This is a genomic window from Paractinoplanes hotanensis, assembly GCF_023717965.1.
GTDB classification, from domain to species: domain Bacteria; phylum Actinomycetota; class Actinomycetes; order Mycobacteriales; family Micromonosporaceae; genus Actinoplanes; species Actinoplanes polyasparticus.
In genome coordinates, this window is the sequence record NZ_JAMQOL010000032.1 from 55,172 (window position 1) to 81,199 (window position 26,028).

The 26,028-nt window shown below is 70.6% G+C and carries 31 protein-coding genes, 1 pseudogene and 1 riboswitch; of the genes and pseudogenes, 20 read left to right on the forward strand and 12 right to left on the reverse strand.

Annotated elements, in window-relative coordinates:
- Positions 1–22: 22 nt before the first annotated feature.
- Together LXN57_RS23275 and LXN57_RS23280 are read left to right on the forward strand one after the other, a co-directional pair.
- Positions 23–1,108: a DUF2786 domain-containing protein gene (locus tag LXN57_RS23275; protein WP_251800294.1), complete on the forward strand. Its 1,086-nt coding sequence runs from the start codon at positions 23–25 to the stop codon at positions 1,106–1,108.
- A 68-nt stretch (positions 1,109–1,176) separates the two neighbouring features.
- On the forward strand, positions 1,177–2,340 hold the full coding sequence (locus LXN57_RS23280; RefSeq protein ID WP_251800295.1) for an MFS transporter: 1,164 nt from the start codon (positions 1,177–1,179) through the stop codon (positions 2,338–2,340).
- Between the two features lie 137 nt (positions 2,341–2,477).
- Here LXN57_RS23280 and dusB read toward each other — a convergent pair whose 3' ends face one another.
- On the reverse strand, positions 2,478–3,596 hold the full coding sequence (dusB, locus tag LXN57_RS23285) for a tRNA dihydrouridine synthase DusB (RefSeq protein ID WP_251800395.1): 1,119 nt from the start codon (positions 3,594–3,596) through the stop codon (positions 2,478–2,480).
- A 55-nt stretch (positions 3,597–3,651) separates the two neighbouring features.
- Between dusB and LXN57_RS23290 the strand changes: the two genes are divergently transcribed.
- Positions 3,652–4,104, forward strand: a complete 453-nt coding sequence (locus LXN57_RS23290; protein ID WP_251800296.1) for a hypothetical protein — start codon at positions 3,652–3,654, stop codon at positions 4,102–4,104.
- On the opposite strand, the gene LXN57_RS23295 is transcribed toward LXN57_RS23290, so the two are convergent.
- Complete coding sequence (locus tag LXN57_RS23295; protein ID WP_251800297.1) at positions 4,101–4,754, reverse strand: Abi family protein; 654 nt, start codon at positions 4,752–4,754, stop codon at positions 4,101–4,103. The genes LXN57_RS23290 and LXN57_RS23295 overlap by 4 nt on opposite strands.
- A gap of 191 nt (positions 4,755–4,945) precedes the next feature.
- Here LXN57_RS23295 and LXN57_RS23300 point away from each other — a divergent pair, with 191 nt between their 5' ends.
- Positions 4,946–5,428, forward strand: coding sequence for an XdhC family protein (locus LXN57_RS23300; protein WP_251800298.1), 483 nt, complete (start codon positions 4,946–4,948; stop codon positions 5,426–5,428).
- A 3-nt stretch (positions 5,429–5,431) separates the two neighbouring features.
- Here the strand turns inward: LXN57_RS23300 and LXN57_RS23305 are convergent, their stop codons facing one another.
- The 3 genes from LXN57_RS23305 to LXN57_RS23315 form a co-directional block, all read right to left on the reverse strand.
- The gene (locus LXN57_RS23305; RefSeq protein ID WP_251800299.1) at positions 5,432–6,811 is read right to left on the reverse strand and encodes a glycine--tRNA ligase; all 1,380 of its coding nucleotides are present in this window, start codon (positions 6,809–6,811) and stop codon (positions 5,432–5,434) included.
- 70 nt (positions 6,812–6,881) lie between these two features.
- Complete coding sequence (locus LXN57_RS23310; RefSeq protein WP_221376494.1) at positions 6,882–7,376, reverse strand: hypothetical protein; 495 nt, start codon at positions 7,374–7,376, stop codon at positions 6,882–6,884.
- A gap of 17 nt (positions 7,377–7,393) precedes the next feature.
- Positions 7,394–7,735 (reverse strand): antibiotic biosynthesis monooxygenase family protein, encoded by a 342-nt coding sequence (locus tag LXN57_RS23315; RefSeq protein ID WP_251800300.1) that lies wholly within the window; start codon positions 7,733–7,735, stop codon positions 7,394–7,396.
- A gap of 33 nt (positions 7,736–7,768) precedes the next feature.
- Between LXN57_RS23315 and LXN57_RS23320 the strand changes: the two genes are divergently transcribed.
- The 7 genes from LXN57_RS23320 to LXN57_RS23350 are packed head-to-tail and all read left to right on the forward strand — an operon-like array spanning position 7,769 to position 12,023.
- Entirely contained in the window at positions 7,769–8,011 is a 243-nt protein-coding gene (locus LXN57_RS23320) for a DUF6703 family protein (RefSeq protein ID WP_251800301.1), read from the forward strand.
- Between the two features lie 49 nt (positions 8,012–8,060).
- Positions 8,061–8,966 (forward strand): metal ABC transporter substrate-binding protein, encoded by a 906-nt coding sequence (locus LXN57_RS23325; RefSeq protein ID WP_251800302.1) that lies wholly within the window; start codon positions 8,061–8,063, stop codon positions 8,964–8,966.
- Positions 8,966–9,769, forward strand: coding sequence for a metal ABC transporter ATP-binding protein (locus tag LXN57_RS23330; RefSeq protein ID WP_251800303.1), 804 nt, complete (start codon positions 8,966–8,968; stop codon positions 9,767–9,769). The genes LXN57_RS23325 and LXN57_RS23330 overlap by 1 nt, the downstream gene beginning before the upstream one ends.
- 2 nt (positions 9,770–9,771) lie before the next feature.
- On the forward strand, positions 9,772–10,641 hold the full coding sequence (locus tag LXN57_RS23335) for a metal ABC transporter permease (RefSeq protein ID WP_251800304.1): 870 nt from the start codon (positions 9,772–9,774) through the stop codon (positions 10,639–10,641).
- 48 nt (positions 10,642–10,689) lie between these two features.
- The gene (locus LXN57_RS23340; protein ID WP_221376500.1) at positions 10,690–10,986 is read left to right on the forward strand and encodes an ArsR/SmtB family transcription factor; all 297 of its coding nucleotides are present in this window, start codon (positions 10,690–10,692) and stop codon (positions 10,984–10,986) included.
- Positions 10,983–11,387 (forward strand): Fur family transcriptional regulator, encoded by a 405-nt coding sequence (locus LXN57_RS23345; RefSeq protein WP_251800305.1) that lies wholly within the window; start codon positions 10,983–10,985, stop codon positions 11,385–11,387. Before LXN57_RS23340 ends, LXN57_RS23345 begins: the two co-directional genes overlap by 4 nt.
- 27 nt (positions 11,388–11,414) lie before the next feature.
- Positions 11,415–12,023, forward strand: coding sequence for a hypothetical protein (locus LXN57_RS23350; RefSeq protein WP_251800306.1), 609 nt, complete (start codon positions 11,415–11,417; stop codon positions 12,021–12,023).
- Here LXN57_RS23350 and LXN57_RS23355 read toward each other — a convergent pair.
- Entirely contained in the window at positions 11,989–12,543 is a 555-nt protein-coding gene (locus LXN57_RS23355; protein WP_251800307.1) for a DUF6328 family protein, read from the reverse strand. The genes LXN57_RS23350 and LXN57_RS23355 overlap by 35 nt on opposite strands.
- 31 nt (positions 12,544–12,574) lie before the next feature.
- On the reverse strand, positions 12,575–13,396 hold the full coding sequence (locus tag LXN57_RS23360; RefSeq protein ID WP_251800308.1) for an alpha/beta fold hydrolase: 822 nt from the start codon (positions 13,394–13,396) through the stop codon (positions 12,575–12,577).
- A gap of 110 nt (positions 13,397–13,506) precedes the next feature.
- Positions 13,507–13,609, forward strand: a riboswitch (TPP riboswitch).
- A 72-nt stretch (positions 13,610–13,681) separates the two neighbouring features.
- Here LXN57_RS23360 and LXN57_RS23365 point away from each other — a divergent pair.
- The 5 genes from LXN57_RS23365 to LXN57_RS23385 all read left to right on the forward strand — a co-directional run bounded on the left by LXN57_RS23365 (position 13,682) and on the right by LXN57_RS23385 (position 18,801).
- On the forward strand, positions 13,682–14,254 hold the full coding sequence (locus LXN57_RS23365) for an ECF transporter S component (protein WP_221376505.1): 573 nt from the start codon (positions 13,682–13,684) through the stop codon (positions 14,252–14,254).
- Between the two features lie 19 nt (positions 14,255–14,273).
- A complete protein-coding gene (locus LXN57_RS23370) occupies positions 14,274–15,761 on the forward strand; it encodes an ABC transporter ATP-binding protein (RefSeq protein ID WP_251800309.1) in 1,488 nt (495 codons plus the stop codon).
- A complete protein-coding gene (locus LXN57_RS23375; protein WP_251800310.1) occupies positions 15,758–16,558 on the forward strand; it encodes an energy-coupling factor transporter transmembrane component T family protein in 801 nt (266 codons plus the stop codon). The genes LXN57_RS23370 and LXN57_RS23375 overlap by 4 nt, the downstream gene beginning before the upstream one ends.
- A gap of 156 nt (positions 16,559–16,714) precedes the next feature.
- Positions 16,715–18,160 carry a sensor histidine kinase gene (locus LXN57_RS23380; RefSeq protein ID WP_251800311.1) on the forward strand — a complete coding sequence of 482 codons (1,446 nt, stop codon included), beginning with the start codon at positions 16,715–16,717 and terminating at the stop codon, positions 18,158–18,160.
- Positions 18,157–18,801, forward strand: coding sequence for a response regulator transcription factor (locus tag LXN57_RS23385; protein ID WP_285904664.1), 645 nt, complete (start codon positions 18,157–18,159; stop codon positions 18,799–18,801). The genes LXN57_RS23380 and LXN57_RS23385 overlap by 4 nt, the downstream gene beginning before the upstream one ends.
- On the opposite strand, the gene LXN57_RS23390 is transcribed toward LXN57_RS23385, so the two are convergent.
- On the reverse strand, positions 18,798–19,505 hold the full coding sequence (locus LXN57_RS23390) for an ABC transporter permease (protein ID WP_251800312.1): 708 nt from the start codon (positions 19,503–19,505) through the stop codon (positions 18,798–18,800). The genes LXN57_RS23385 and LXN57_RS23390 overlap by 4 nt on opposite strands.
- A 56-nt stretch (positions 19,506–19,561) precedes the next feature.
- Positions 19,562–20,209 (reverse strand): annotated as a pseudogene (locus LXN57_RS23395) (ABC transporter ATP-binding protein); the annotation flags it as partial.
- Positions 20,210–20,303: 94 nt separating this feature from the next.
- On the opposite strand from LXN57_RS23395, the gene LXN57_RS23400 reads away from it, so the two are divergent.
- Genes LXN57_RS23400 through LXN57_RS23410 form a run of 3 tightly spaced genes read left to right on the forward strand, consistent with a single transcriptional unit; the run spans position 20,304 to position 23,506 of the window.
- Positions 20,304–22,052 (forward strand): twin-arginine translocation signal domain-containing protein, encoded by a 1,749-nt coding sequence (locus tag LXN57_RS23400; RefSeq protein WP_251800314.1) that lies wholly within the window; start codon positions 20,304–20,306, stop codon positions 22,050–22,052.
- Positions 22,049–22,555 (forward strand): hypothetical protein, encoded by a 507-nt coding sequence (locus LXN57_RS23405; RefSeq protein ID WP_251800315.1) that lies wholly within the window; start codon positions 22,049–22,051, stop codon positions 22,553–22,555. The genes LXN57_RS23400 and LXN57_RS23405 overlap by 4 nt, the downstream gene beginning before the upstream one ends.
- Before the next feature lie 21 nt (positions 22,556–22,576).
- Entirely contained in the window at positions 22,577–23,506 is a 930-nt protein-coding gene (locus tag LXN57_RS23410; RefSeq protein WP_251800316.1) for a methylenetetrahydrofolate reductase, read from the forward strand.
- Positions 23,507–23,508: 2 nt separating this feature from the next.
- On the opposite strand, the gene LXN57_RS23415 is transcribed toward LXN57_RS23410, so the two are convergent.
- On the reverse strand, positions 23,509–24,384 hold the full coding sequence (locus tag LXN57_RS23415) for an aldo/keto reductase (RefSeq protein WP_251800317.1): 876 nt from the start codon (positions 24,382–24,384) through the stop codon (positions 23,509–23,511).
- 126 nt (positions 24,385–24,510) lie between these two features.
- Here LXN57_RS23415 and LXN57_RS23420 point away from each other — a divergent pair, with 126 nt between their 5' ends.
- Positions 24,511–25,179 carry an NADPH-dependent F420 reductase gene (locus LXN57_RS23420; protein WP_251800318.1) on the forward strand — a complete coding sequence of 223 codons (669 nt, stop codon included), beginning with the start codon at positions 24,511–24,513 and terminating at the stop codon, positions 25,177–25,179.
- 4 nt (positions 25,180–25,183) lie between these two features.
- Here the strand turns inward: LXN57_RS23420 and LXN57_RS23425 are convergent, their stop codons facing one another.
- Positions 25,184–25,609, reverse strand: a complete 426-nt coding sequence (locus LXN57_RS23425) for a PIN domain nuclease (protein WP_251800319.1) — start codon at positions 25,607–25,609, stop codon at positions 25,184–25,186.
- Entirely contained in the window at positions 25,606–25,827 is a 222-nt protein-coding gene (locus tag LXN57_RS23430) for a DUF2191 domain-containing protein (RefSeq protein WP_251800320.1), read from the reverse strand. Before LXN57_RS23430 ends, LXN57_RS23425 begins: the two co-directional genes overlap by 4 nt.
- Positions 25,828–26,028 lie beyond the last annotated feature (201 nt).

Here is a 26,028-nt window from a genome sequence, read left to right on the forward strand (position 1 = left end):
TGCGTTCTCTAGGGTTTGACCTGTGTCTGTGCCGGAGGTCCTGCGCGACGTCGTGGGCGGCGCGATCGCGTACGAGGCCGGTCTGGACGCTCTGACCGTCGCCCCGGCCGCTGAGGTCGACGCGGCGCTGGGCGCCGCGCTCCGCGATGCCCTGGAAAGGCTGTTCCGGGGCGGCTGGCAGCCGGCCGAGCTGCACCGGGTGGTGGCCCGGCTCGGCGACCCGGTGAAGGCCGGGCTCGTCGCCTCCGGCGCGGCGGCGTACGCGTCCCGGTTCTCCGACACCGATCCCCGCTGGCAGCAGCAGGTCTCCTCCCTGCCGGCGGCGCCGTCGCGGCGGCCCGACCGGATCACGCTGCTCGACTCGTCGCTCGGGCTGCTCACCGAATTGCGCCGGCTCCCGGCCGTCGAGGTGCTCATTCCCCCACCCGGAACAATCGGCGTGAACCGGTCACCCGCCGCGGATGACCGCGTTCTGGAACGGGTGCGAGCCCTGCTGGCCAAGGCCGAGTCGACCGACTTCCCGGCCGAGGCCGAGGCGTATTCGGCCAAGGCGCAGGAACTGATCGCCCGGCACAGCATCGCCGAGGCGCTGACCAGCGTGAACCGAGCCGAGGTGGTGCCTTTCGCGCGGCGGATAGGCGTCGACCACCCCTACGAGAGCGAGAAGGCGAGCCTGCTCGACGCGGTGGCGCGGGCCAACCACTGTCACACCGTGTGGTCGCCCGAGCTGGGCTTCTCGACGCTCTTCGGCTTCGACGCCGACATCGACGGGGTCGAACTGCTCTACACGTCGCTGCTGGTGCAGGCCAACCGGGCGATGGCGCGCGACGAGCCGGCCAAGGGCAAGGCGCGGATCAAGGCCTTCCGGCGAAGCTTCCTGGTGGCGTACGGTGCCCGGATCGGCGAGCGTCTGGCCGCGGCGACCCGGCACGAGATCGCCGCCCAGCCCGGCGATCTGCTGCCGGTGCTGCGCAACCGCGAACTCCAGGTGCGCGAGGCCATGCAGAAGTCCTTCCCCCGTACGGTGCGGTCGCGCGGCAGCCGGGTCGACAGCCTGGAGGGCTGGGAGTCCGGCCGGGCCGCCGCCGACGAGGCGAAACTCGGTTGAGCCACCCCCGACCGGCGGGTCAGACTGAGGGCATGTCTCCTCCACGTTGACGCTGAACCTTCTATGCGGTGCGGGCTTGTTCCGAGGCCGTGCCGCTCTACCCGGTGTACGCGCTGCTGTTCGCCGACACTGGTCTTTCGACTGCTCAGGTCTCGTCGCTGTTCGCGATCTGGTCGGTGGTGGCGTTCGTCGCCGAGGTCCCGTCCGGCGCGCTCGCCGACGCCTGGTCCCGCAAGCGGCTGTACGCGCTCGGTGAGCTGCTGACGGCTGCGGGATACCTGCTGTGGATCCTCTGGCCGTCGTACCCCGGCTTCGCCCTGGGTTTTGTGCTCTGGGGTCTGGGCGGGTCGCTCGCGTCGGGTTCGCTCGAAGCCCTCGTGTACGACGACCTGGCCGCGTCCGGAAGCGAGGCGGACTACGCCCGCGTGGCCGGCCGCGGCGGCACCATCGCCATCCTGGCCATGCTGGCCGCGACTCTGGTCGCCACGCCCGCCTGGCAGTGGGGTGGCTACGCCCTGGTCGGCGCCCTCAGCGTCGCGATCAAGACGGCCGGCGCGCTACTCGCCTTGCGTCTGCCCGAAAACCGCTCCCGTCCAGACTCCTCCCCTTCTTCGTCGTCCGATCCCTCGTCGTCCGATCCCTCGTCGTCCGATCCCTCGTCGTCCGATCCCTCGTCGTCCGAAGATGAGGCCGCGAGCTATTGGGCAACGCTCAAGGGCGGTGTGCGCGAGGCGTTCGGCTCCCGCCTCGTGGCCCGGGCAACCCTGGTGGCGGCCCTCGTGCCCGGCTTCACCGCGCTCGACGAATACCTCCCGCTGCTCTCCCAGGAGAAGGGTGCGTCAACCGCGGCCGTACCACTGCTCTACGCCGTCACGGCTCTCGCCATGGCTGCCGGCAGCGCGCTCGCGTCACGCCCGTTCCCGCTGCTGGTGACGCTCCCGCTGGCGGCAGCACTGCTGGCTGTCGGCGCGCTCGTCCCCCACCTGGCCGGCATGGTCGCGGTCTCGGCGGCGTTCGGGCTGCTCGAGTACTCGATCATCCGCTCGGAGACCCGTCTCCAGGACACGATCACCGGCCCGGCCCGCACCACCGTGCTCTCGGTGGCCGGTTTCGGCGGGGAGGTCTTCGCCGTGCTGCTCTACGCCACCTTCGCGCTTCCGCTCGAGATGCCGCTGCTGTTCGCCCTCTGCGCCGTGCCCTTGCTGCTCACAGCGCTGATCGCTCGCCGTTGATCTTACCGTGGCCGCCGCTGCCATCCCTAGCCCCCACCCGCCTCGGGGATCGGGATGGAACTTACGCGCTGTCAAGCGAAACGAGACCGTTGTCCACAGCGAGCGGCCACCAGCGAACGCCGATATCCACAGGGCGGTCAGCCGCCGCTGTTCTCCATCTCGGCGTCCTCGGGGACGATGTCGTCGTCGCGGCTGTCGAGCCAGCCGTGCGGCAGGGAGACTTTGCCCGGGGCGTTGATCCGGCCACGCGGCTTGCCCAGCTCGGCCACCGGGAACGGCTCGCCCGGGTCGAGCTTGCCCAGCAGGTCGTCCAGCTCGGCCAGCGACGAGATCATGGCGAGCCGCCGCCGCAGTTCGCCGCCGATGGGGAAGCCCTTCAGATACCAGGCGACGTGCTTGCGGAAGTCGGCGCAGCCGTGCTTCTCGTCGCCGAGCGCGTCGACCAGCAACTCCGCGTGCCGCGACATGATCTTTGAGACCTCGCCCAGCACCGGCAGCACGGGCTTGTAGTCGGCGCCCTGCGTGAAGGCGGCCTCGAGGTCGGCGAAGAGCCACGGCCGGCCCAGGCAGCCACGGCCCACCACCACGCCGTCGACCCCGGTGTGCTCGACCATGCGCAGCGCGTCCGAGCCCTCCCAGATGTCGCCGTTGCCCAGCACGGGCACGTCGAGCGCCTGCTTGAGCGTGGCGATCGCATCCCAGTCGGCATTACCCGAGTAGCGCTGCTCGGCCGTGCGCGCGTGCAACGCCACCGCGGCCACGCCCGCCTCCTGAGCGGCCAGACCGGCTTCGACGTACGTCAGATGGTCGTCGTCGATGCCCTTACGCATCTTGATCGTGAGCGGAATGCCGTACGGCCGCGCCGCCTCGACGGCCTGCCGCACGAGCCGACCGAACAGTCGGCGCCGCCACGGCAACGCCGACCCCCCGCCGCGCCGGGTCACCTTGGGCACCGGGCAGCCGAAGTTGAGGTCGATGTGGTCGGCCAGCCCGTCCTCGCCGACCAGCCGCACGGCGGCCGCCGTCACGTCCGGGTCGACGCCGTACAGCTGCAGACTGCGAAAATCCTCGTCCTCGTCGAACGCGATCATCTTGAGCGTCTTGGGGATCCGCTCGACCAGCGCCCGCGTGGTGATCATCTCGCACACGTAGACGCCCCCGCCCTGCTCACGGCAGAGTCGCCGGAAGGCCACGTTCGTGATCCCCGCCATCGGGGCCAGCACAACGGGCGGTTTCACGGCGTGGTCGCCGAGCATGAGCGGTGCAGTCACGTCGTACAGGATAGTTGCCCTTCCTTCGTATCTTTGATTCATGGAGGCCCGGAAGACCAGCGCCTGGAAGAGCAACTACGTCGTGACCGACCGTGGTCGCGAGATCGCCACGTGGGACAAGTCGACCTGGAAGAGCGGCGGCGAGTTCACGCTCGAGGGCCGCCGCTACCGCGTCCGCTCCAACGGCTGGGGCAACAAGTACACGATGACCGACGACTCGGACACGGTCCTCGCCGCCGCCGACCGCGTGGGCCGCAAGCGCTGGACGGTGACTGCGGACGGCCAGACCTACCACTTCCGCCGCCGCTCCATCTGGGCCAGCGAGGAAGAGCTGGTGCTGGGCGAGACCCGGGTCGGCAGCGTCCGCAAGACAAGCTTCTGGCGCGGCGACGTGAACGTGGAACTCCCCAGTCTGACGCCCGCCCTGCAGCTCTTCATCCTCGGCGTGGTCATCAGCAAATGGGACGCCGAAGCAGCCGCAGCAGCCGCCTAGAGTGGCGGTGGCCAGGGTCGCCCGGAGAGGACCCGGCTCACCGAGTAGCGCCGCTCTATCCAGTTCTTGCTCACTGGGCAGACCCAGCCCACCAGCTCGAGAGCGGCGAACCGGATGTCGGCGATCGGCCGGTTGAACATCGGCTCGTGATGCGCCACGCGGTTGCGCGAAAGATGGGCCACCGCGATCGCGTCCTGAATTATCCGGCGATCAGCCTGGCCCGGGAAGACCTGGTGAAGGGTCTGGCGCCACAGTGTCGCGTCGTAGTGGTTGGCCAGAAGGTAACGCCAGAAACCCAGACTCAACTCCGCCACCACATGTCCTGGACTTTCGCGCCCACGAAGCCGTCGCCGCACACCTCGAACCACTTCGGCCTGGCGTGGCTGCAGAAGGCGGCCGGGATCCAGATACCACCTGGGCTCGGCGAACCGGCGAGTGGACCAGCTTGACAGGTTTTCGTGAATTGCGTTCCGCAGAACGACCTCGACGTGGCCGATCGTCGTCGCCAGGGCGGCCGACACGTGAGTGTTCCAGGCGTACAGATCGAGTGCCGCCGCTATGTCGCCGCCGGCGGCGACGACATACGGCCCCAGCCTTTCGGGCGACAGCCGGCGGGTCATAGTTCTCGTTTCGGTCAGGTCGGCACGCATCTCATGGCCTCCTCCCCCAGTGTCCGGTAGAGTTCTGACCGAAAACCCCGGACAGCCTCTGCTTGCATGCGGCCGGGGTTTCCGTTTGTCCAGAACCGCTTCGCGCGGGCACATACTAGACGCGCGACAACCTGTCTGGCATCAAGACCGGGCCGCCTGTGGACAGAGCGCGGGTCTGGCACAGTCGACTCATGGGCGTTGAGAACGGGGCGCGGCGGCTGGTTGTGGTTTTCGAGTCGCCGGTGGCTGAGGCGATTCTGCGGCTCACGCCGGATCTGGGCTTTCAGACTGTGCTGGTGGAGCCGGACGCGACCAGGCTCACCGGGACGCCGCGGGCCCGTGGGGACAGGGTCGTGCGCGACCTGGCGGCGGCCAACCTCGATGCGAACACCGATGTCGTCCTCACCGACCATGATCGGGCGGAGGTCGGGGACGTGCTCGTGGAGGCTTTGGCGGCCGAGACCCGGTACGTCGGGATCATGGGGAACCCCAAGAAGGAAGGGCCGCACGTGGCGGCCCTCCGCTCTCGGGGTGTGGGCGAGGAGCTGATCGCCCGGGTGCACCGGCCGATCGGGCTCAACATCCGGGCCCGGACGCCGGCCGAGATCGCCGTGGCGACCCTGGCCGGGCTCATCGCCGATCGCAACGACCGGCCCGGTGGGTTCGAGTTCTGAGACTCAGCAGCCGGGCAGGCGCTTGATCAGGTAGTCCTCGATCCGGCTGAGGGCGACCCGCTCCTGCTTCATGGTGTCGCGGTCGCGGACCGTCACCGCGTCGTCGGTCAGGGTGTCGAAGTCGACCGTGACGCAGAACGGGGTGCCGATCTCGTCCTGGCGGCGGTAGCGCCGGCCGATCGCCTGGGAGTCGTCGAACTCGACGATCCAGCGCTTGCGTAGCGTCTCGGCCAGCCCGCGGGCCTTGGGCGACAGCTCCGGGTTGCGGCTGAGCGGCAGCACCGCCACCTTGATCGGCGCCAGGCGCGGGTCGAAGCGCATGACCGTGCGCTTGTCGACGCCGCCCTTGGTGTTCGGGGCCTCGTCCTCGTCGTACGCCTCGAGCAGGAACGCCAGCACGGCCCGGGTGAGGCCGGCCGCCGGCTCGATCACGTACGGCACCCAGCGTTCCTGCTTCTCCTGGTCGAAGTAGGAGAGGTCGACGCCGGAGTGCTTGGAGTGGGTCGACAGGTCGTAGTCGGTGCGGTTGGCGATGCCCTCGAGCTCGGCGAACTCGGTGCCGCCGAACCGGAACCGGTACTCGATGTCGACCGTGCGCGTCGAGTAGAACGACCGCTTCTCCGCCGGGTGCTCGTAGAAGCGCAGGTTGCTCTCCGAGAGGCCGAGACCGCGGTACCAGTTCCAGCGTTCCTGGAGCCAGTACTCGTGCCACTTCTCGTCGGTGCCGGGCTCGACGAAGAACTCCATCTCCATCTGCTCGAACTCGCGCGTACGGAAGATGAAGTTGCCCGGGGTGATCTCGTTGCGGAAGCTCTTGCCGATCTGGGCGATGCCGAACGGCGGCTTCTTGCGGGCCGCGGTGGCCACGTTGTTGTAGTTGACGAAGATGCCCTGCGCCGTCTCGGGCCGCAGGTAGTGCAGGCCTTCGGCGCTCTCGGTCGGGCCCAGGAACGTCTTCATCAGGCCGTTGAAGTTCTTCGGCTCGGTGAAGGTGCCCTTGTTGCCGCAGTTGGGGCAGTTCAGCTCGGCGAGGGACCCCGGCGGCGAGCCGTGCTTCTCTTCCCACGCCTCTTCGAGGTGGTCGGCCCGGAAGCGCTTGTGACACGACTGGCACTCGGTCAGCGGGTCGGTGAACGCCTCGACGTGGCCGGAGGCGACCCACACGTCACGCGAGAGGATGACGGCGGAGTCGAGTCCGACGATGTCGTCGCGCTGCTGGACCATCGTGCGCCACCACTGGCGGCGGACGTTCTCCTTCAGCTCCACGCCCAGCGGACCGTAGTCCCAGGCCGAGCGGGTTCCTCCGTAGATCTCGCTGGAGGGGAAGACGAAGCCGCGGCGCTTGGCCAGGCTGACGACGGAGTCGATACGGTCGGCGGGCATGTTCCTCCTACGCCGGCTGGGTGTCGGCGGGGACAAGAATCGGGACGTACGATCAGGACAAAGGGAGAGATTACTCCCCGAGCTCGCACACCTCGAACGCGCCCGTGGACGTGTTCTGGTCGAGCGAGGCCTCCAGCTGGTCGCGCTGGCCGTCCTCGTAGGTGGCATCGACCGGCACGGTCATGTTGATCGTGTCGAGGGCGCCCAGCTGCCAGTCGGTGATCCGTTGGCCGCCCTCGATGCGGGTACGGAACTCGGACGCGGACTCGGCCCGCCTGGCCTGGGCGCAGAGTTGCCCGTACGCGTCGTCGTAGAGCCGCGCCTCGAGCGCCTCGAGGTAGTCGTCGACGGCGGCGTGCGCCTGCTCGTCGAGCGCACCCTGCACGGAGGTGCCGAGCCCGATCAGCGCGGCCACGCCGCCACCGCAGATGAGCAGCACGACACCGGCACCGATGCCCAGGCCCCAGCCGATGCGTTTGCCCTTGCCCTCGACGGGCGGGGCCGGGAACGGCGGCTGGACACCCGGCCCTGGCGGCGGGGCGGGAACGTGCGGCGCCGTCGTCATGACGCCAACATTAGTCGTCAGCGCCAGGGCTCGGCGGCCCGGTCACTTTCCGCGACCTCGACCGCGCCGCCCGGCGAAGCGTTGGCCAGCGTCTCGAAGGCGGACGGCTCGTCGACCGACCGGGCGAGCAGCGGGGTGGCGTGCACCTTGACGTCGAAGGCGCCCAGGGCCCGCCGGTAGGCTCCGACGGACTCCCACTCGGTGAGCAGGGTCCACGCGGCCGGGTCCTCGATCGCGCGGGTCAGCCGACCGGAGAGGTAGCCCGGGCAGGCGGCGAGAGCGGCCAGCGCGGCGTGCGCCTGCACGACGAAGCCGTCCTGGGTGTCGGGCGGGACGACAAAGCGGTTCAGCACAAGCATGCGACGAGGGTACGCAGCGAACAGGAGTGGCCAGTGACACCCATCCAACGCCTGTCCAAGGTGAGCCCGACCAAGGCGTTCATCGTCGCGCTGGTGGTGATGATCGCCGGCCTGTTCCTGCCCGGCATCGTCGGCGCCGCGCTGCTGGCCGTGCTGGCGGTCGGCCTGATCGCGCTGACCTTCACCACCTGGCCGGTGCAGACCCCGTCGACCCGCGTACTTCGCCTGCTGATCCTCAGCCTGCTCATCGCCGTGATCGTCGCCAAGGCGCTCTAGACATATGCGGTTTTGACAATCATTATCATTCTCGGAGACAGTGGTTGCTATGCGCCGCCGTCTGCTTCCTGCTCTGCTCGTCACCGCCGCTCTCGCCGGCTGCGGCGGCCAGGCCGGGACGGCGGACGGGAAGTTCGAGATCGTCACGGCGTTCTATCCGCTGCAGTTCCTCAGCGAGCGGATCGGAGGCGACGTGGTCAGCGTCACCAACCTCACCAAGCCGGGCGCCGAGCCGCACGACATCGAGCTCACCCCGCGCCAGGTCGGTGACGTCGCCGAGGCCAAGCTCGCGGTCTACATCAAGGGCTTCCAGCCGGCCGTCGACGAGGCGGTCGCCCAGGAGGCGAAGGACCGCTCGTTCGACGCCGCGTCGGTCGTGACCCTGCTGCCCGCCGGCGGCGAGGACGACCACGGGCACGAGCACGAAGAGGCCGGGCACGGCGAGGACCCGCACGTCTGGCTCGACCCGGTGCGGTTCTCGACGATCGCCGGGAAGCTGGGCGAGCGCCTCGCCGAGGCCGACCCCGAGCACGCGGCCGGCTATCGCGAGCGGGCCCAGGCCCTGGTGGCCGAGCTGGGCACGCTGAACACCGAGTTCGCCGACAGCCTCAAGACCTGCGAGCGCCGCGAGCTGGTGACCAGCCACACGGCCTTCGCCTACCTGGCGAGCCGCTACGACCTGCACCAGGTGGGTATCTCCGGTATCGACCCCGAGGCCGAGCCCTCGCCGCAGCGGCTCGCCGCCGTGGCCCAGGAGGCCCGGGAGACCGGCACCACCACGATCTTCTTCGAGACCCTGGTGAGCCCGGCCGTGGCCGAGACCATCGCGCGGGAGGTCGGCGCGAAGACAGCCGTCCTCGACCCGCTGGAGGGGCTCGTGGATGCCCAGGGTGACTACCTCGGGGTCATGCGGCAGAACCTGGCCACGTTGAAGACCGGATTGGGATGTTCGTGATGAGCGTGGAGAGCGGCAACACCCGCAGCGTCGTGACGGTGCGCCACGCCGCGGTCGGCTACGACGGCCGCGAGATCCTGCACGACGTCTCGTTCGAGGTCGGCGCGGGCGAGGTGGTGGCGATCCTCGGGGCCAACGGCTCCGGCAAGTCCACCCTGATCCGGACGATCCTGGGGCTGACCCCGCTCACCCGGGGCGAGATCGACCTGTTCGGCACGCCGCAGCGCAGATTCCGCGACTGGGCCCGCGTCGGCTACGTGCCGCAGCGCCTGGGCGCGGGCAGCGGCGTGCCCGCCACGGTCGGCGAGATCGTGGCCTCCGGGCGCCTGGCGCGGCGCGGCATCTTCCGGATGTCCCGGGCCGCCGACAAGACCGCGGTGCGCGACGCCCTGACCGATGTCGGCCTGCTGGATCGGATCAACGACCCGGTGACCACGCTCTCGGGTGGACAGCAGCAACGGACGCTCATCGCCCGCGCCCTGGCCGGCCAGCCCGATCTGCTGGTGCTCGACGAGCCGACGGCCGGGGTGGACGCGGCCAGCCAGGAGGCGTTCGCGGCCGCGCTGAGCCGGTTCCAGTCCACCGGCGGCGCGATCCTGCTGGTCGCGCACGAGCTCGGCCCGCTGCGGCCGCTGATCGACCGGGCGGTTGTGGTGCACGAGGGCCGCATCGCGCACGTGGGCCCGCCGCCCGAGCCGGCCGGCCACCACGCCGAGCCCGGCCACGACCACGTTCACCCGCACGCCGTGCCCCAGGCGACCGGCATCTGCGTCGCTCCCACCGACCGGATCGCGGCCAGCTAGCGATGGACCTTTTCCAGTACGACTTCATGATGCGGGCCCTGATGGGCGCGCTGATCATCGGCTTGGCCGCTCCCGCGCTCGGCATCTATCTGGTGCAGCGCCGGCTCTCGCTGATCGGCGACGGCATCGGCCACGTGGCGCTGACCGGCGTCGGGGTGGGCCTGCTGCTCAACCAGTCCCCCGTGCTCAGCGCGGTCATCGTGGCCGCGATCGGCGCGGTCGGCGTCGAGCTGATCCGCGAGCGCGGCCGCACCTCGGGCGACCTGGCCCTGGCGCTGCTGTTCTACGGCGGCATCGCGGGCGGCGTGGTGCTGGTCGCGCTCTCCGACGACGCCAGCAGCAACAGCCTGGTGCAGTACCTCTTCGGTTCGCTGATCACCACGTCCCCCGAGGACATCGCGGTGATCGCCGTGCTCGGGGCGGCGGTGCTGATCGCCATGCTGGCCTTCCGGCCGGCGCTCTTCGCGGTCTGCAACGACGAGGAATACGCCCGGGTCAGCGGCCTGCCGGTGCGCGCGCTCAACATCCTGATGGCGGTGACCACCGCCGTGACGGTCACGATCGCCATGCGTACGGTGGGACTGCTGCTCGTCTCGGCCCTGATGGTGATTCCGGTTGCCGCCGCCCAGCAGGTCACCCGCGGCTTCCGCACCACGATGGCCGCGGCGATGGCGATCGGCCTGGTCGCCGCGGGCGCCGGGGTCGTCGTCTCGGCCGAGGCCGACACCCCGCCCGGCGCCACCACGGTGATCCTGGCCCTGGCCGTCTTCGTCGCGATCACGGTCGGCGCCGCCGGTTGGCGCGTGGTGCGGCGACGTGTCCACCCGCCCCACGAAGTCGAACCACCTGACGTCGTCCTGCAAAAGGTCTGAGCCCACAATGACAACCACGCCCAGTAGCCAGGTCCTGCAGGAGGTCCGATGACGAGCGGATACGAGGCGTACGAATCCGCCGGCGAGCTGCTGCGAGCCCTGTCCGCGCCGATCCGGGTGGCGATCGTCGCCGAGCTGGGCGCCGGTGAACGCTGCGTGCACGAGCTGGTCGAGAAGCTCGGCGCGCCGCAACCCCTGGTCTCCCAGCACCTGCGGGTGCTGCGGGGCGCCGGGGTGGTCCGGGGTGCACGACGTGGCCGGGAGATCGCATACTCGCTGGTGGACGATCACGTCGCGCACATCGTCGCCGACGCGGTCAGTCACGCGAGGGAGGTCCGATCGTGAGCACCGAACAGAACGTCGGGCAGCGCAACACCAAGCAGCGCACCGCGGTGAGCGCCGTGCTGGCCGAGGCCGAGGGCTTCTACAGCGCGCAGGAGCTGCACGCCCGGCTGAAGGAACGCGGTGAGCGCGTGGGCCTGACCACGGTCTACCGCACCCTGCAGGGGCTGGCCGACGCGGGCGAGATCGACGTCATGCGCCCGCCCGGCGGCGAGCACCTCTACCGCCGGTGCAGCCAGGGCCACCACCACCATCTCGTGTGCCGGGAGTGCGGCAGCGCGGTCGAGGTGGAGGGCCCGGCGGTCGAGTCGTGGGCCGACAAGGTGGCGAGCCGGCACGGCTACGTCGACGTCTCGCACACGTTGGAGATCTTCGGAACGTGCCCCGTCTGCGCGAAGCGCTGACTTCGTCCCCATGGGACGCTGTGCGGCGTGAAGATCTATGCCGACCGGGTCCCCGCCGCCGTACGCCAGCTCCTCACCGACATCCTCGTGGTCCTCTGGGTCTATGCGTGGGTCCGGGCGGGCCTGTGGGTCAACGACATGGTCGAGAAGCTGGCTGTGCCGGGCGCCAAGCTCGAGAGCGCCGGCGGCGGCATCGCCGACAACCTGACCGACGCCGGCAGCAAGGTCGGCGGGGTGCCGCTCGTCGGTGACCAGCTGGTCAAGCCGTTCGAGGGGGCCGCCTCGGCCGCCCGGTCAATCGCCGAGGCCGGACGCCAGCAGCAGGACATCGTCGACACGCTGGCGCTCGTGGTCGCGCTGATCGCCGTGGCCGTTCCGCTGGCGCTGGTGCTGTTCGGCTGGCTCCCGCTGCGGTTGCGCTGGATGCGCCGGGCCGCGGTGGCTTCGGCCGTACGCGATCAGCCCGCCGGCCGCGACCTGCTGGCCCTGCGTGCCCTGGCCGGCCAGCCGCTGAACCGCCTGGCCAAGCTCGGCCCGGACATCGCCCAGAGCTGGCGCAACGGCGACGCCGAGGCGGTCGACGCGCTGGCCGAGCTCGAGCTCAGGAGACTCGGTCTGCGGTCTCGCCGGGGGTGACCTCCGTCCGGCTGACCCGCTCGTCCTCCTCCTCCTCCTCGTCCTCGTCCTCGATCCAGTTGCGCCGGAAGAACGGCACAGCGGCCCAGAAGGTGAGGAAGAAGGCGGCGGTGATCCCGGTGAAGACGAACGCGATCGGCCGGGCCAGGATGAAGTCGGTGACCAGCAGGACCGCGCTGACCATCGAGACCAGCAGGAAGAACAGCCCGCCGGTGGCCATCGCGTGGGCGTAGCGCACCAGCTCGGGCTTGCGGCCCTGCCGGAAGAGCGCCCGGTGGAAGGCGACCGGCGCGATGATCATCGCGGTGGCGCCGGCCGCGGCCAGCAGCGCCACCACGTAGACGTCCTTCTGGAACTGCGTGACCTCGGGGAACCGGTTACTGAAGGGCAGGGTCAGCAGAAAGGCGAACAGGATCTGGATGCCGGTCTGGGCGACCCGCAGCTCCTGCAACAGATCGGCGAAATTACGGTCCCAGCGCTGCTTCTCTGTTTCGTGCCTGCCACGTACCTCGTCTGCCATGACGCTGCGGATTCCCCAAAGTGAACAGAAATCAAACTCGGCCGATCCGGCGGAGCGCCGCCTCGGCGAGGGCGGTCGCGGCCTGCTCCGGTACCCAATGGCTGATACCCCGCATAGCAACCATTTCGTAGTCGGACTGGACCCAGTCGCGCGTACGCAGAGCGGCGGTCAGCGAGACCACACCGTCCTTGTCGCTCCAGACGTAGGTGGTGGGCACCTCGATGGGGCCGGGGCCGCCGGGTGGGTTGCCGGTTGCCGCGCGGTACCAGTTCAGGCCGCCGGTGAGCCGGCCCGGGTCGTCGCGCATCGCCTCGACGTACTTGTCGCCGCGGTGGCCGATCGGCTTGAACATGGCCCGCAGCACGGCGCCGTCCCGGGCCAGCAGCAACCGCTCGGCCTGCCGGGACTGGAAGACCTTGAAGTACGTCATCCGGGCCCGCTGGGACGCGCGCGTCCGCAGGACCAGGCCCAGCGCCTTGGGGTGCGGCACCGAGACGGCGGTCAGGGTGCGCAGGCGATCGGGGTGCGCCGAGGCCAGCCACCAGCCGACGATCGCCCCCCAGTCGTGCCCGATCACGTGGGCCGACTCGATGCCGAGCGCGTCGAGCACGGCCACCGCGTCGGCAGTCGGCTCGCTCAGGTGGTAGGCGCTGACCTCGGCCGGGCGGGCGCCGGGCGAGGTGCCGCGCTGATCCAGGGCGTACGTCCGGAGACCGGCGGCGTGCAACTTCGGCGCGAGCAGATCGAACTCGCGGTGGTCCTGCGGGAAACCGTGCAGCAGGAGCACCGGATCGCCGTCGGCCGGCCCGCCCTCGTACACGTCGAAGGTCAGGCCACGCGCCTTGATCTCCATGTGATCACTCCCTCGCTGTTCGGCGACCCGCTACGGTGTTACGTTCATCGAAACACAGCACAACAGCACCGAGCCTTGTCCTCGACGGTCACCGTACGTCGCGAACGAAGCTCGTCCGACAGGGGAGCGCACAGCGCTGAGAGTGCGGGCGACCGCAGACCCTCGCACCTGATCTGGGTAATGCCAGCGCAGGAAGTTCGGTCTTTTCTCCAGCCGCGCCGTGTCCCGGGCCCGCCCGGGAGACGGCGTGCGTCTCCTCCCGGTACAAACTGGGAGGTTCCAACCATGAACAACCGCTGGCGCACGATAGACATCGTGATCGCCTCGATCATCGCCGTCTCGTTCGGCGTGATCTTCTGGGCGTGGGGTCTGCTCTGGAACGGCCCCGCCGACGCCATCCCGCTGCCCGGCCGGGCCGTGCTCTACGGCGTCTGGCTGGTGCCGGCCGTGCTCGGCGCGCTGATCGTGCGCAAGCCGGGCGCGGCGTTCTACACCCTCTCGCTGGCCTCGCTCGTCTCGGTGGCCATCGGCGTGAGCTGGGGCTGGACGATCGTCGTGCAGGGCCCGCTGGAGGCGCTGGGCGCCGAGCTGATCTTCGCGATCTTCGCCTACAAGGTCTACCGCCTGCCGGTGGCGCTGCTGGCGGGCGCGACGGCCGGGGTGGTGGCCGCGGTCTACGACGCGTTCGTCTGGTACGGCGGCACGTCGTGGGCCACCATGCGGATCCCGTACATCCTCATCACCGGGGTGTCGGCTCTGGTCATCGCCGGGCTCGGCAGCGTGCTGCTGACCCGCGCGCTGGCCCAGACCGGCGTTCTCGATCGTTTCCCGGCGGGCCGGTCGCGCGCGCTCGTCTGATTTGGTTCGATTGGTAGATATGAGTGAGGTCGTCCTCCGCGGATTCGGCTGGCGGCATGCCGGCCGGCGCGCCTGGGCTGTCCGCGACGTCGACCTGCACATCGCGCACGGCGAGCGGGTGCTCCTGCTCGGTCCCTCCGGGGCCGGCAAGAGCACCCTGCTCGCGGCGCTGGCCGGCCTGCTCCCGGAGGACTCGGGCGAGGCCGCGGGCACGATCGAGATCGACGGCCTCGATCCGCTCAAGGCCCGCCACCGCGCAACAACCGAAGCCTGGTCCTCCGGACGGCACGGAGAACCCGGGCAAGGGGTGGGCATCGTCTTCCAAGATCCGCAGACCCAGCTGGTCATGGCCCGCAGCGGCGACGACGTGGCGTTCGGCCTGGAGAATCGCGGCGTGCCGCCGGCCCAGATCTGGCCCCGGGTCAGCGACGCGCTCGACCGGGTCGGCTTTCCCTACCCGATCATCCGGTCGACGGCAGCGCTGTCCGGCGGCGAGGCACAGCGGCTGGCGCTCGCCGGGGTGCTGGCGCTGCGGCCCGGCCTGCTGCTGCTCGACGAGCCGACCGCCAATCTGGACCCGGCCGGCGCCGAGCTGGTGCGCGAGTCGCTCGCCGCGCTGCGGGACCAGACCACGATCCTGGTCGAACACCGGGTGGCCGAGGCGCTGCCCCTGGTCGACCGGGTGGTCGTGCTCGAGGCGGGTGGCGGGGTGCGAGCCGACGGCGCGCCCGAGATGGTGTTCGCGGCGTACGGCGACCGGCTGGCCGACGAGGGCGTCTGGGTGCCCGGCTTCACGATCCCCCCGCTCAAGTCGGCCACCCCGCCCGGACCCGAGCTCGTCCGTGCTTCGCAGGTGGCGGTGAGCCAGAGACTCGCGCCGGTGTCACTGGCCGTGAACGCCGGCGAGGTGCTGGCCGTGACCGGCCCCAACGGCGCCGGGAAGTCGACGCTGGCACTGACGCTCGGCGGCCTGCTCGCGCCGACCGGCGGCCGGGTGCACGGCTTCGGCGACGACCGCCCGCCGCACCGGTGGCGGGCGGCCACCCTGACCGGGCGGATCGGTTCGGTCTTCCAGAACCCGGAGCACCAGTTCGTCACCGCCCGCGTCGCCGACGAGCTGGCCGTCGGCCCGCGGCGGCTGGGCCGGTCAGCGGCCGAAGTGACCCGGATCGTCGACGATCTGCTCGACCGGCTGCGCCTGAGCAAGCTGGCCGGGGCCAACCCGTACACGCTCTCGGGCGGCGAGGCCCGCCGCCTGAGCGTGGCCACCGCGCTGGCCACCGCGCCCCGCCTGCTGGTGCTCGACGAGCCGACCTTCGGCCAGGACAGGCGCACCTGGATCGAGCTGGTCACCCTGCTCGCCACGCTGCGCGACGACGGCCACGGCATCGTCGCGGTCACCCACGACGACGACTTCGTGCAAACTGTGGCCGACCGCACCCATCGCCTGGGCTCCGCCCGCGTGCGCGATCCCCTCCCCCACCGCCGCCCCGGCGGCGGCCCATGACTCTCGCGCTCCAGCCCGTCGCGAACCCCTCGGCCCCGCTGGCCCGCCGCAACCCGGTGGCCAAGCTGGCCGCCGCGCTGCTCTTCTCGCTTCCGCTGATCTCCACACTCGACCCGCTGACCCCCGCCATCGCGCTCGCTGTCGAACTGGCCGTCGTCCCGCTCTTCGGCCTGCGGTACTCCACCCTCGTCCGGCGGGCCTGGCCGTTGCTGATCGGCGCGTTCGGCCTGCTGGTCACGATGGTGCTGTTCGCCGCCGAGCGCGGTGGCTCGCTGCTGCTGAACCTGGGCCCGTTCGACGTCACCACCGGCGTGCTGATGGCAGCGCTCGGCCTGATCCTGCGTCTGTTCGCGGTGGCCGTTCCCGGCGTGCTGGTCTTCGCCACCACCGACCCGACCGACCTGGCCGACGCCCTGGTGCAGAACGCGAAGGCGCCGGCCCGGTTCGCCCTCGGCGCGCTGGCCGCGTTCCGCCTGCTGCCGCTGCTCGGCGCCGAATGGCAGATGCTGACGCTGGCCCGCCGGGCCCGCGGCATCGACGCCGGCCGCAATCCGGTGGCCGTGCTGCGACTCTTCGTCTCGACGGCCTTCGCCCTGCTGGTCGGCGCCCTGCGGCGGGGCGGCCGGCTCGCGGTGGCGATGGACGCGCGCGGCTTCGACTCGGGGGTTCCCCGCACGTACGCCCGGAGGCAGGTCTTCCGCCGGGCCGACGCGATGCTCGTGGCCGGCGCGGCGGTGCTGTCGGCCCTGATCCTCGGCACCACGATCGCGCTGGGCCTCTTCCGCCCGATCATCTGACCCGCCGCCGCTGAGCCGCCGCCTCCCCCGCCCACGAGGGAGGGAAGCGGGCTGACGCTACCCGATCAGCACTGACCGCCGCGTTCGTCATCCACAGGCGGCCACCCTTGACTTTCGGCAGTAGTGGCGGGCCGGGCGCGTCGATAACCTGGCCGGATGCGGGGACGGCGGGAGTGGCTGGCCGACGGGCTGCTCGGGGCGGTGCTCATCGCGCCGGTCCTGGTGCACCAGGTGATGAACGGCGACGTGCTCAGGGTCCTGGCCGCGCTCGTGGTCGCAGCCGTGCTGGTGGTGACCGTGCGGCGGTCGCCGGTGGTGGGTCTGCTGGTGGTGCTGGTGGGCACGCTGGCCGACGGGAACTTCGTGTTCGGCCTGCCGGTGATGAGCTACCTGGCCGGGTTGCGGACGGAACGGATCCGCGTGGTCGCCGCCGCGTTCGCGGTGATCGCGGCCGGCGGGACGGCGCTCAACTTCACCGTGTTCGGCACCAGCCTGGGCGAATGGTTCTTCCTGGCCATGTCGCTGTTGCTGCTCGGCGTCTTCCCGTGGCTGGCCGGGCGCTACCGGGCGCAGCAGACCCGGCTCGTGTCGGCCGGGTGGGAACGCGCGGCCCGCCTGGAGTACGAGCGACGGCTGGTCGTGCGCGAGGTGCGGCTGCGCGAGCGGGCCCGCATCGCGCAGGAGATGCACGATTCGCTCGGGCACGAGCTGAGCCTGATCGCCCTGCACGCCGGCGCCCTCGAAACCACTCCGGGGCTGGCCGAGAAGCAGAGCGCCACTGCCGGCCGCATCCGCGAGTCGGCCGCCGCCGCCACCGACCGGCTGCGCGAGATCATCGGGGTGCTGCGCGACGAGGACGACGCGGCGCCCCTCGAGCCCGCCGGGGAACAGGCCGAAGCGCTGGTCGAGCGGCACCGGGCGACCGGGATGACTGTCCTGCTCACGCGGACGGGCGACCTGCCCCCACCGGCCGCGCCGACCGTCCACCACGTGCTGCGCGAGGCGCTCACCAACGCGAGCCGGCACGCGCCGGGCGCCACCGTACGGGTCCTGATGGCCGACGACGGCACCCGATCGACCGTCTCGGTGACGAGCGAGGCGCCGGCCACACCGCCCCGGCCCGCGGCAACGACCGGGCTGGGCCTGGCCGGGCTGCGGGAACGACTGCGCCTGGCCGGCGGCACCCTGACCGCCGAGCCCACTCCCGACGGGGGCTTCCGCACCACGGCCGAGATTCCGCACGATGCCACGCCTGTGCTCGACAACCCGCCGGTGGAGGAGGAGATGCACGATGCCCGGCGTCGCGCGCGCCGCAGCCTGGCCGCCGCGATCCTCACTCCGCTCGTGCTGGCCACGGTCACCGCAATCGGCTACTACCCGTTCGCGGTCGCCGGCTCGGTGCTCGACGAGGCCGCGTTCGACGCGATGAGGACGGGCACACCGCGGGCCGATCTCGTCGACGTGCTGCCGGCCCGCCAGACACCCGGCGACCGGCCCCGGGGTTGCGAGCTCTACACCGACGGCAACTTCCCGATGGCCGGCGCCACCTACCGGCTGTGCTTCACCGACGGCCGCCTGACCGGCAAGGAACGACTGCGGTGAAGGTGCTGATCGCCGACGACGAGGCGATGATCCGGGCCGGCATCCGCGCGATCCTCGACAACGACGCCGGCATCGAGGTGATCGCCGAGGCCGGGGACGGGATCGAGGCGGTCGACCTGGTGCGGCGGCACCGGCCCGCCGTCGTGCTGATGGACATCCGGATGCCGCGGCGCGACGGGCTGGCCGCGGCGGCCGAGATCCGGCGGGTCGCGCCCGCCACCGGCGTGCTCATGCTGACGACGTTCGGCGAGGACGAGTACATCGTGCGTGCCATCGCCGCCGGGGCGGCCGGCTTCCTGCTCAAGTCGAGCGACCCGCGCGAGCTGACCGCGGCGATCCGGGCGGTCGCGGCGGGCGCGGCCTACCTGTCGCCGCGAGTGGCCCACCGGGTCATCACCGAGCTGGCCGGCGCACGGCTGGGTGCGGGAGCCGAAGCCCGGTCGAAGGTGGATTCCCTCACCGGCCGGGAGCGCGAGGTGCTGGCCCTGATCGGTGAGGGACTGTCCAATGCGGAGATCGGGCGGCGGCTCTTCCTCGTCGAGGGCACCGTGAAGGCGTACGTCAGCAGCCTGTTGAGCCGGCTCGGCGCGCGCAACCGGGTGCAGGCGGCGATCGTCGCCTACGAAGCCGGGCTGGTCTAGGCATCGCGGCGGTCGAGCAGGCGGGCGCCGATCAGGAAAGCGGCGGCCGCCCAGGCTGTCACGATCAGCAGCCCCGCGTACGAGTTCTCGTTGAGGAACCGCTCGCCGGCCACCCCGGGCAGGGCGTCGGCGATCGTGTTGAGCACGGCCAGATCCGGCACCTGGAGCAGCGGCGGCACCACCACGACCAGCATCAGCAGCACCACGAGGGTGACCACCGGCCCGCGCAGCGCCGCACCGAGGCCGACCGCGAACACGCCGAGCAGGGCCAGGTAGAGGCCCATCTTCGGGGCCGCGGCCCCCATCGAGCTGTCGTCCAGGATCGAGGCGGCGACGAGCGTGCCCACGAAGCCGACGATCGTGCCCGCGACCAGCGTGACGGCGGCGACCACCACGCTCTTGGCCAGCAGCAGCCGGGGCCGCAGCGGGGTCCAGGTGAGCGTGGCCCGGATCGTGCCGGCCGAGTACTCGCCGGTCATCACCATCGAGGCCAGAGCGATGAAGGCCAGTTGCGCGAAGCTCAGGCCGAGCGCGGCGATCTCCCCGGCCGAGCTCTCGTCGATGTCGCCGTTCCTCGCGTAGAGCGCGTACTGTCCGGCGCCCGCGGCCATGAGCACGAGTGCGGCGGTGAGCGCCCACCACACCGTACGAGTGCTCCAGAGTTTGATCCATTCGGCGCTGATCGTGGCTCGTAGCATCGTCATCGGAGCGCGCTCCCCTCGGTCAGCGTGTAGTAGGCGTCCTCCAGCGAGGCGTGCCCGGCCAGGATCTGCTCGATCGGCGCGTCGGCCAGCAGCCGCCCGTTGCAGATGACGATCAGGTGGTCGGCGGTCACCTGCATCTCGCTGAGCAGGTGGCTCGAGACCAGCACCGTGCGGCCCTCGGCGGCCAGGTCGCGCATCAGGCCCCGGATCCAGCGCACCCCGTCCGGGTCGAGGCCGTTGACCGGCTCGTCGAGGATCAGCACCGGCGGGTCGCCGAGCAGCGCGCCCGCGATCCCCAGCCGCTGCCCCATGCCCAGCGAGTACGTGCCGGTCCGCTTGCGGGCCGCTCCGCCGAGTCCGGCCAGGGCCAGCACCTCGTCGACCCGTGCGGCCGGGATGCCGTTGCTGCGCGCCATGGCGAGCAGGTGGTTTCTTCCCGTACGGCCGGGGTGAGCCGCCTTGGCCTCGAGCACGGCCCCGACCTTGCGCAGGGGCCAGGCGTACGAGGAATAGGGTCGCCCGTCGAGGAGCGCGCGCCCCGACGTCGGGCGGTCGAGCCCGAGGATCATGCGCAACGTGGTCGACTTGCCGGCGCCGTTGGGTCCGAGAAACCCGGTGACCAGGCCGGGCCGCACCGCCAGATCAAGCCCGTCGACGGCCAGGGTGGCGCCGTATCTCTTCGTCAGTGTCTGCAGGGTTATCACCATGCGCCGCACGGTAGAACCGCAGGTGCCGCCGCCACCCGACCCGAACGGCAGTCGCGCGTACTGACGAAAGTCATGCTCGATACACGGGCTGTTGATCTACCGCCGCGAATGTGTGCTGGAGTCCGCATGCGTCAATCTGTGGGAGATCACCGATATGGGTCACGGCCACGACCATCACCACCACCACGACAACGTGCACGAGGGCAGCGACGTCTCGCCCGCTCTCGACCTGACCATCCCGGACAGCGAGCTCTCGCCGTCCGACGTGTCCCGCCGTGGGTTCCTGCGCGGCGCGGGCCTGCTCGGCGCCGGTGCGGCCGCGTCTGTGCTGGCCAACCCCGCCCCGGCTGTGGCCCACGGGCAGAATTCGTCGGGAAAGGGGCTAGTTTGGCTGTCTGGTGACCACCACATTCACACCCAGTACAGCTCGGACGCCCAGTACCGGGTGATCGACCAGGCCCGGCACGGCCGCGCCTTCGGCCTCGACTGGGTCGTCATCACCGACCACGGCAGCGCCACCCACGCCAAGATCGGCGTCGACAAGGTCAACCCGGACATCCGGGCCACCCGCGACGAACTGCGCGACCTGCTCACGTTCCAGGGTCTGGAGTGGAACATCCCGGGCGCCGAGCACGCGACCGTCTTCGTCACCCCGAGCCGGAACGAGGTCGAGGTCCTCAAGAAGTTCGAGCAGAGCTACGACGGCTCGCAGCTGCCCGCCACCAACACCACCGAGCAGAACGAGGCGGCCGCGATCGCCGGCATCAAGTTCCTCGCCTCGCAGGTGAAGGCGCGCAAGGTGGACGGCGCGCTGTTCTTCGCCAACCACCCGGCCCGCCGCGGGATCGACTCGCCGCACGAGATCCGCAACTGGCGCGACGCCGACCCGACCGTCGCCGTTGGCTTCGAGGGCGCGCCCGGCCACCAGGCCGCCGGCATCCCGGCCCCGAACGGCCGCGGCGGCGCCCGCGGCTACTACGACAACAACCCGTCGGCCGCCTCGTTCCCGGGCTACCCGCTCGAGAGCTACCGCACCTGGGGTGGCTTCGACTGGATGACCGCCACCGTCGGTGGCCTGTGGGACAGCCTGCTCGCCGAGGGCAAGGCGTGGTGGATCACCGTCAACTCGGACTCGCACGTCAACTACCTGGACCAGTCGGACCGGGGACCGGGCAGCAACTTCGAGGTCAACGGCAAGTACAACGACCCCGTCCACACCGGCAAGACGCTGACCACGGCGGGCGACTTCTGGCCCGGCTTCTACGGCCGCACCACGGTCGGCGCCACGTCGTGGGGCTACAAGCAGGTCATGGACGGCCTGCGCGCGGGCCGGGTCTGGGTCGACCACGGCCGGCTGATCAAGGGGCTGGACGCGCGCGTCCGCGTGGCCGGCGACCGCCGCTCGGCCACCGGCACCGGGCTCGGCGGCGTGCTGCACGTCAAGCGCGGCACCACCACCGAGATCACCCTCGACATCGACCTGCAGGACGTGCCCAACTGGGCGCAGTTCGTCCCGGTGCTCAAGCGCGTCGACCTCATCGTCGGCACGGTCACCGGCCCGGTCACCGAAAAGGACGCCTACACCGCCCCCGACACCAAGGTGGTCAAGTCGTTCGAGGTGTCCAAGACCTCGGGCCGGGTGTCGATCACGTACTCGTTCGGCCGCCTCGACAAGCCGTTCTACGTGCGGGTACGCGGCACCGACGGCAACCGCACCCAGCCCGGCCTGATGGGGGTGGGCGTCGACCCGTACGGACCGAAGCTCGACGTCATCGGCGACGCCGACCCGTGGGGCGACCTGTGGTTCTACACCAACCCGATCTGGGTCCTGCCCAAGTGACCCTGTACCGCTCGGTTGCCGGCCCCTCGGTTCTCGGCGTTTCGCTCGGGCACCGGGAGGTCGGCGCGGCCGATCACTGGATCCTCTCGCTCGACCCGGCGCCGTCGCTGGCGTGCACGCACCTGGTCCGGACGCCGTTCCCGCACGTGGCGATCAGCCTGGTCGGCGCGTCCGCGTCCGCACCGGCCTCGCCGGCTCCGCTTCAGACGGCCGCCGACGAGGCAGCAACCGGGAAATTCGGCCGCGCGGTGATCTTCCCCGGCTCGCGGGACCTGACCGGCACCCTCTCCGTCGGCGAGGTGCTGTCCCGCAGCGCGATCGACCGGGTCGAGGTGCTGGGCTCCGGTCCGGCCGACGAGGCGCTGAAGCTCGACACGCGCGACTTCGTCCGGCCGCAGTTCCGCGGGGGCGACCTCGTTCTGGTGACGATGCCGGCCGCGGGCGGCCTGCTGGTGCCGTTCGAAACGCGGGACCCCACCCCCTGCTGCGCCGACCACGCCTAGCCGATTCTCTACGCTGGGCCGGTGCCTCGTAACTCGCTGCAGTCCAAGCTAGCCGACCCGCAGCGCGGGGTGATGCTGTTCAGCATCACCCCGCCGCGCCGCAACACCGCTCCCGAGCGGGTCAAAGAGATCGCCGAGATCACCGTGCGCCGGCTGTCCGGCCTGGACCTCGACGGCCTGATCCTCTACGACATCGACGACGAGTCCGACCGCGTCGCCGGGGAGCGCCCGTTCCCGTACCTGCCGACCCTCGACCCGGCGTCGTACTACGCCGACCACCTCGGCGACTGGGACCGGCCCACGGTGATCTACCGCTGCGTCGGCAAGTACACCGAGGACGAGCTGCGCGGCTGGCTGGCCACGGCCGACGCCGCCCGCACGCTGAGCGTCTTCGTCGGCGCCTCCTCCGGGGGCAAGCCCGTGCAGACGTCGCTGCGGCGGGCCCAGCAACTGCACGCCGAGGTACGCCCCCAGTTGCCGCTGGGAGCCGTCGTGATCGGCGACCGCCACACCCGCCACGGCGACGAGCACCTGCGCATGCTGACCAAGCAGGAGCGCGGCTGCACATACTTCATCTCCCAGGTCGTGTACGACCTCAACGAGACGAAGAACCTGGTCTCCGATTACTTCTACGCCTGTCGCGAGGCCGGCATCACCCCGCGTCCGCTCATCTTCACGCTGTCGCTCTGCGGGTCGGCCAAGACGCTCGAGTTCCTGGGCTGGCTGGGCGTGCAGGTCCCGCCGTGGCTGGCCACCGAGCTGCTCGAGTCCTCCGATCCCCTGGCCACCTCTCGCCGCGAGGCCCTGGCCATCGCCGAGGACCTGAAGGCCTTCTGCCGACGCCTCGGCATGCCCTACGGCTTCAACGTCGAGAGCGTCTCCATCCGCAAGGCCGAGATCGAGGCCTCCACCGAGCTGGCCCGCGAGATCGCCACCCTGCTCCGCGGCTGACCTCAGCCCAGGCGGGCCAGATCCTCAGCGGTGAGACGCACGGCGCCGGCGGCGATGTTGTCCAGCAGATGCTGTTCGTCGCCGGTGCCGGGGATGGCGAGGACGTTGCCGCCCTGGTGCAGTGTCCACGCCAGACGGATCTGATGCTCGGTGACGTGGTGGGCGGCGGCGATTTCGCGTACGGCGTTGTCTGTGCCCGCGGTGGGGCCGCCCTCGCGGCCGGGGCCGGCGATGGCGAAGAACGGCACGAAAGCCATGCCCCTCGACGCTGCTTCTTTCACGAGCGCAGCGTCCCGGCGAAGGTCGACGGCGAAGCTGTTCTGAACGCAGACGATCGGGGCGACAGCGGCAGCCTCGTCGATCTGGGTGAGGGTGGCGTTCGAGATGCCCAGGTGCCGGATCAGGCCCTCGTCGCGCAGGGCGGCCAGCGCCTCGAAGCGCGGGGCCACGGGCGCGGTGCGGCTGGTCAGGCGCAGGTTGACCAGGTCGAGACGGTTCACCCCGAGGCGGCGCAGGTTCTCCTCGACCTGGGCTCGCAAGCGGGCCGGGGTGTCGGCGGTCTCCCAGTCGCCTTCCGGCCTCAAGCCCGGACCCACCTTGGTGGCGAGGAACAGGCTTCCGTCGTACGGGAAAAGGGCCTCCCGGATCAGCTCGGTGGCATACCTCCGGGGGCCGCTGCCGGTGTCGATGATGCCGCCGGGGCTCACGTAGAAGGCGGCCGTGTCGATGTGGTTGACGCCCAGTTCGACCGCCCGGCGCAGGACGCGGATCGCGACGCTGCGGTCGGGGTTCGCGGTGAGCCGCATCGAGCCGAAGCCCATGCGGTTGACGACCTGATCGCCGAGCTGCCAGGCGCCGGCGGCGTGTGCAGTGATCATCGCGGCAACGCTAGGGCGACATCTACCCGAAGGCACTCCGCCGTCCGCTCGATACCGTTTTGTACACACCTTTGCTAGCTTGTTTAAACACGGAATGATGCGTACGTGCCGGCGGTTGTCGCGGTCATGACGACGATTGGAATCATCGGTAGCGGGAACATCGGCGGCACGGTGGCGCGACTCGCGGTCGCGGGCGGCTACGACGTGGTGGTGAGCAACTCCCGCGGTCCCGAGACCCTCAAGGACTTCACCGACGAGCTCGGCCCCAAGGCTCGCGCAGCGAGCGCGGCCGAGGCCGCGGCGGCCGGCGACATCGTGGTGGTGAGCGTGCCGTTCAAGGCGTTCCCGCAGCTGCCGGTGGCCGAGCTGGCCGGCAAGGTCGTGCTCGACACGAACAACTACTACCCGCAGCGCGACGGCGCCTTCGAGGCGCTCGACGAGGGCGAGAAGACCAGCGCCCAGCTCGAGCAGGAGGCGCTGGGCTCGGCGCGCGTGGTGAAAGTGTTCAACAACATCTACTCGGGCCACCTGGCCTCGCTGCCCCGCCCGTCGGGCTCGGCTGACCGCTCGGCCCTGCCCATCGCGGGCGACGACGCGGCCGCGAAGCAGACAGCCACCGAGTTCCTCGACGCCATCGGCTACGACGCGGTCGACGCGGGGACGCTGGCCGACAGCTGGCGCCAGGAGCCAGGTACTCCGGTCTATGGCCCGCCCTACGGCACGTACGGAGTAGAGGCCGGCACTCCTGCGAGCGCCGACCAGATTCGCCAGGCGCTGGCCGAAGCCAAGCGCTGACCTGTCAGGAGATCGTGCCGGGCTCCGCGAGCCATTGCACGCGCTGCCCGGTCACCTCCGAGACGCATTCGAACCCTTTGTCGTAGTGCAGCAGCACCATCTCGTGCTCCTCAGCCGTGGCCGCCGCCAGCAGGTCGAGGGGACCGACCGCTCGGTGACGGCCCTGATCGGCCAACTGTTGCTGCACTTCCTCTGCCCGCTCGAAGGCTCGGTCGGGCATGACCACCCATCGGTACGACTCCCGCAAGTTGGCGATCATCTCTTCACGGTGTTCTCGCGACTTGGCGCTGAAGAGAATCTCCAACTCGCTGAGAGGGCAGACCACCAGCGTGCCGCGCCTGACCTTGTGATCCCAGGCGGCGCGAACGCCAGGATTCGTCGTCAGTCGCACGTAGGCGCTGGTGTCGACCAGGTAACTCGCCTGGCTCATATGCGGTAGTTCCTCTTGTCGAGCAGGATGTCGAAATCGCCCGCATCCCCCATCTTGCCGAGCCGCTCGAACGCCTCCCCGCGCCGCTGCTGGTCGGCCGCGTCCTGAACCGCGGCTTCGACCGTCTTCTCGTGTGTCTCCGTGCCGAACATCCGGGCGGCGAAAGCCAGCACCTCGCGGTCGATCTCGACCTCAATTTTGATCTTGGTCGCGCTCATCAACGCCTCCATTCGGTCACCTCCTCTCATCTTAGCGCCTAGACGACTAGCGCCTAGTTGTTATATGACTAGACTAGTCACCCGACCATAAGAATGCAACATAGGTACAGCTCGCACTTCTCGCGGGAGCGCGATCCGATTCTCGTCGCATCCGACCCCTGCCAAACCCGTCGCCAACTGCGCGAACATGCCGTGAGAGCG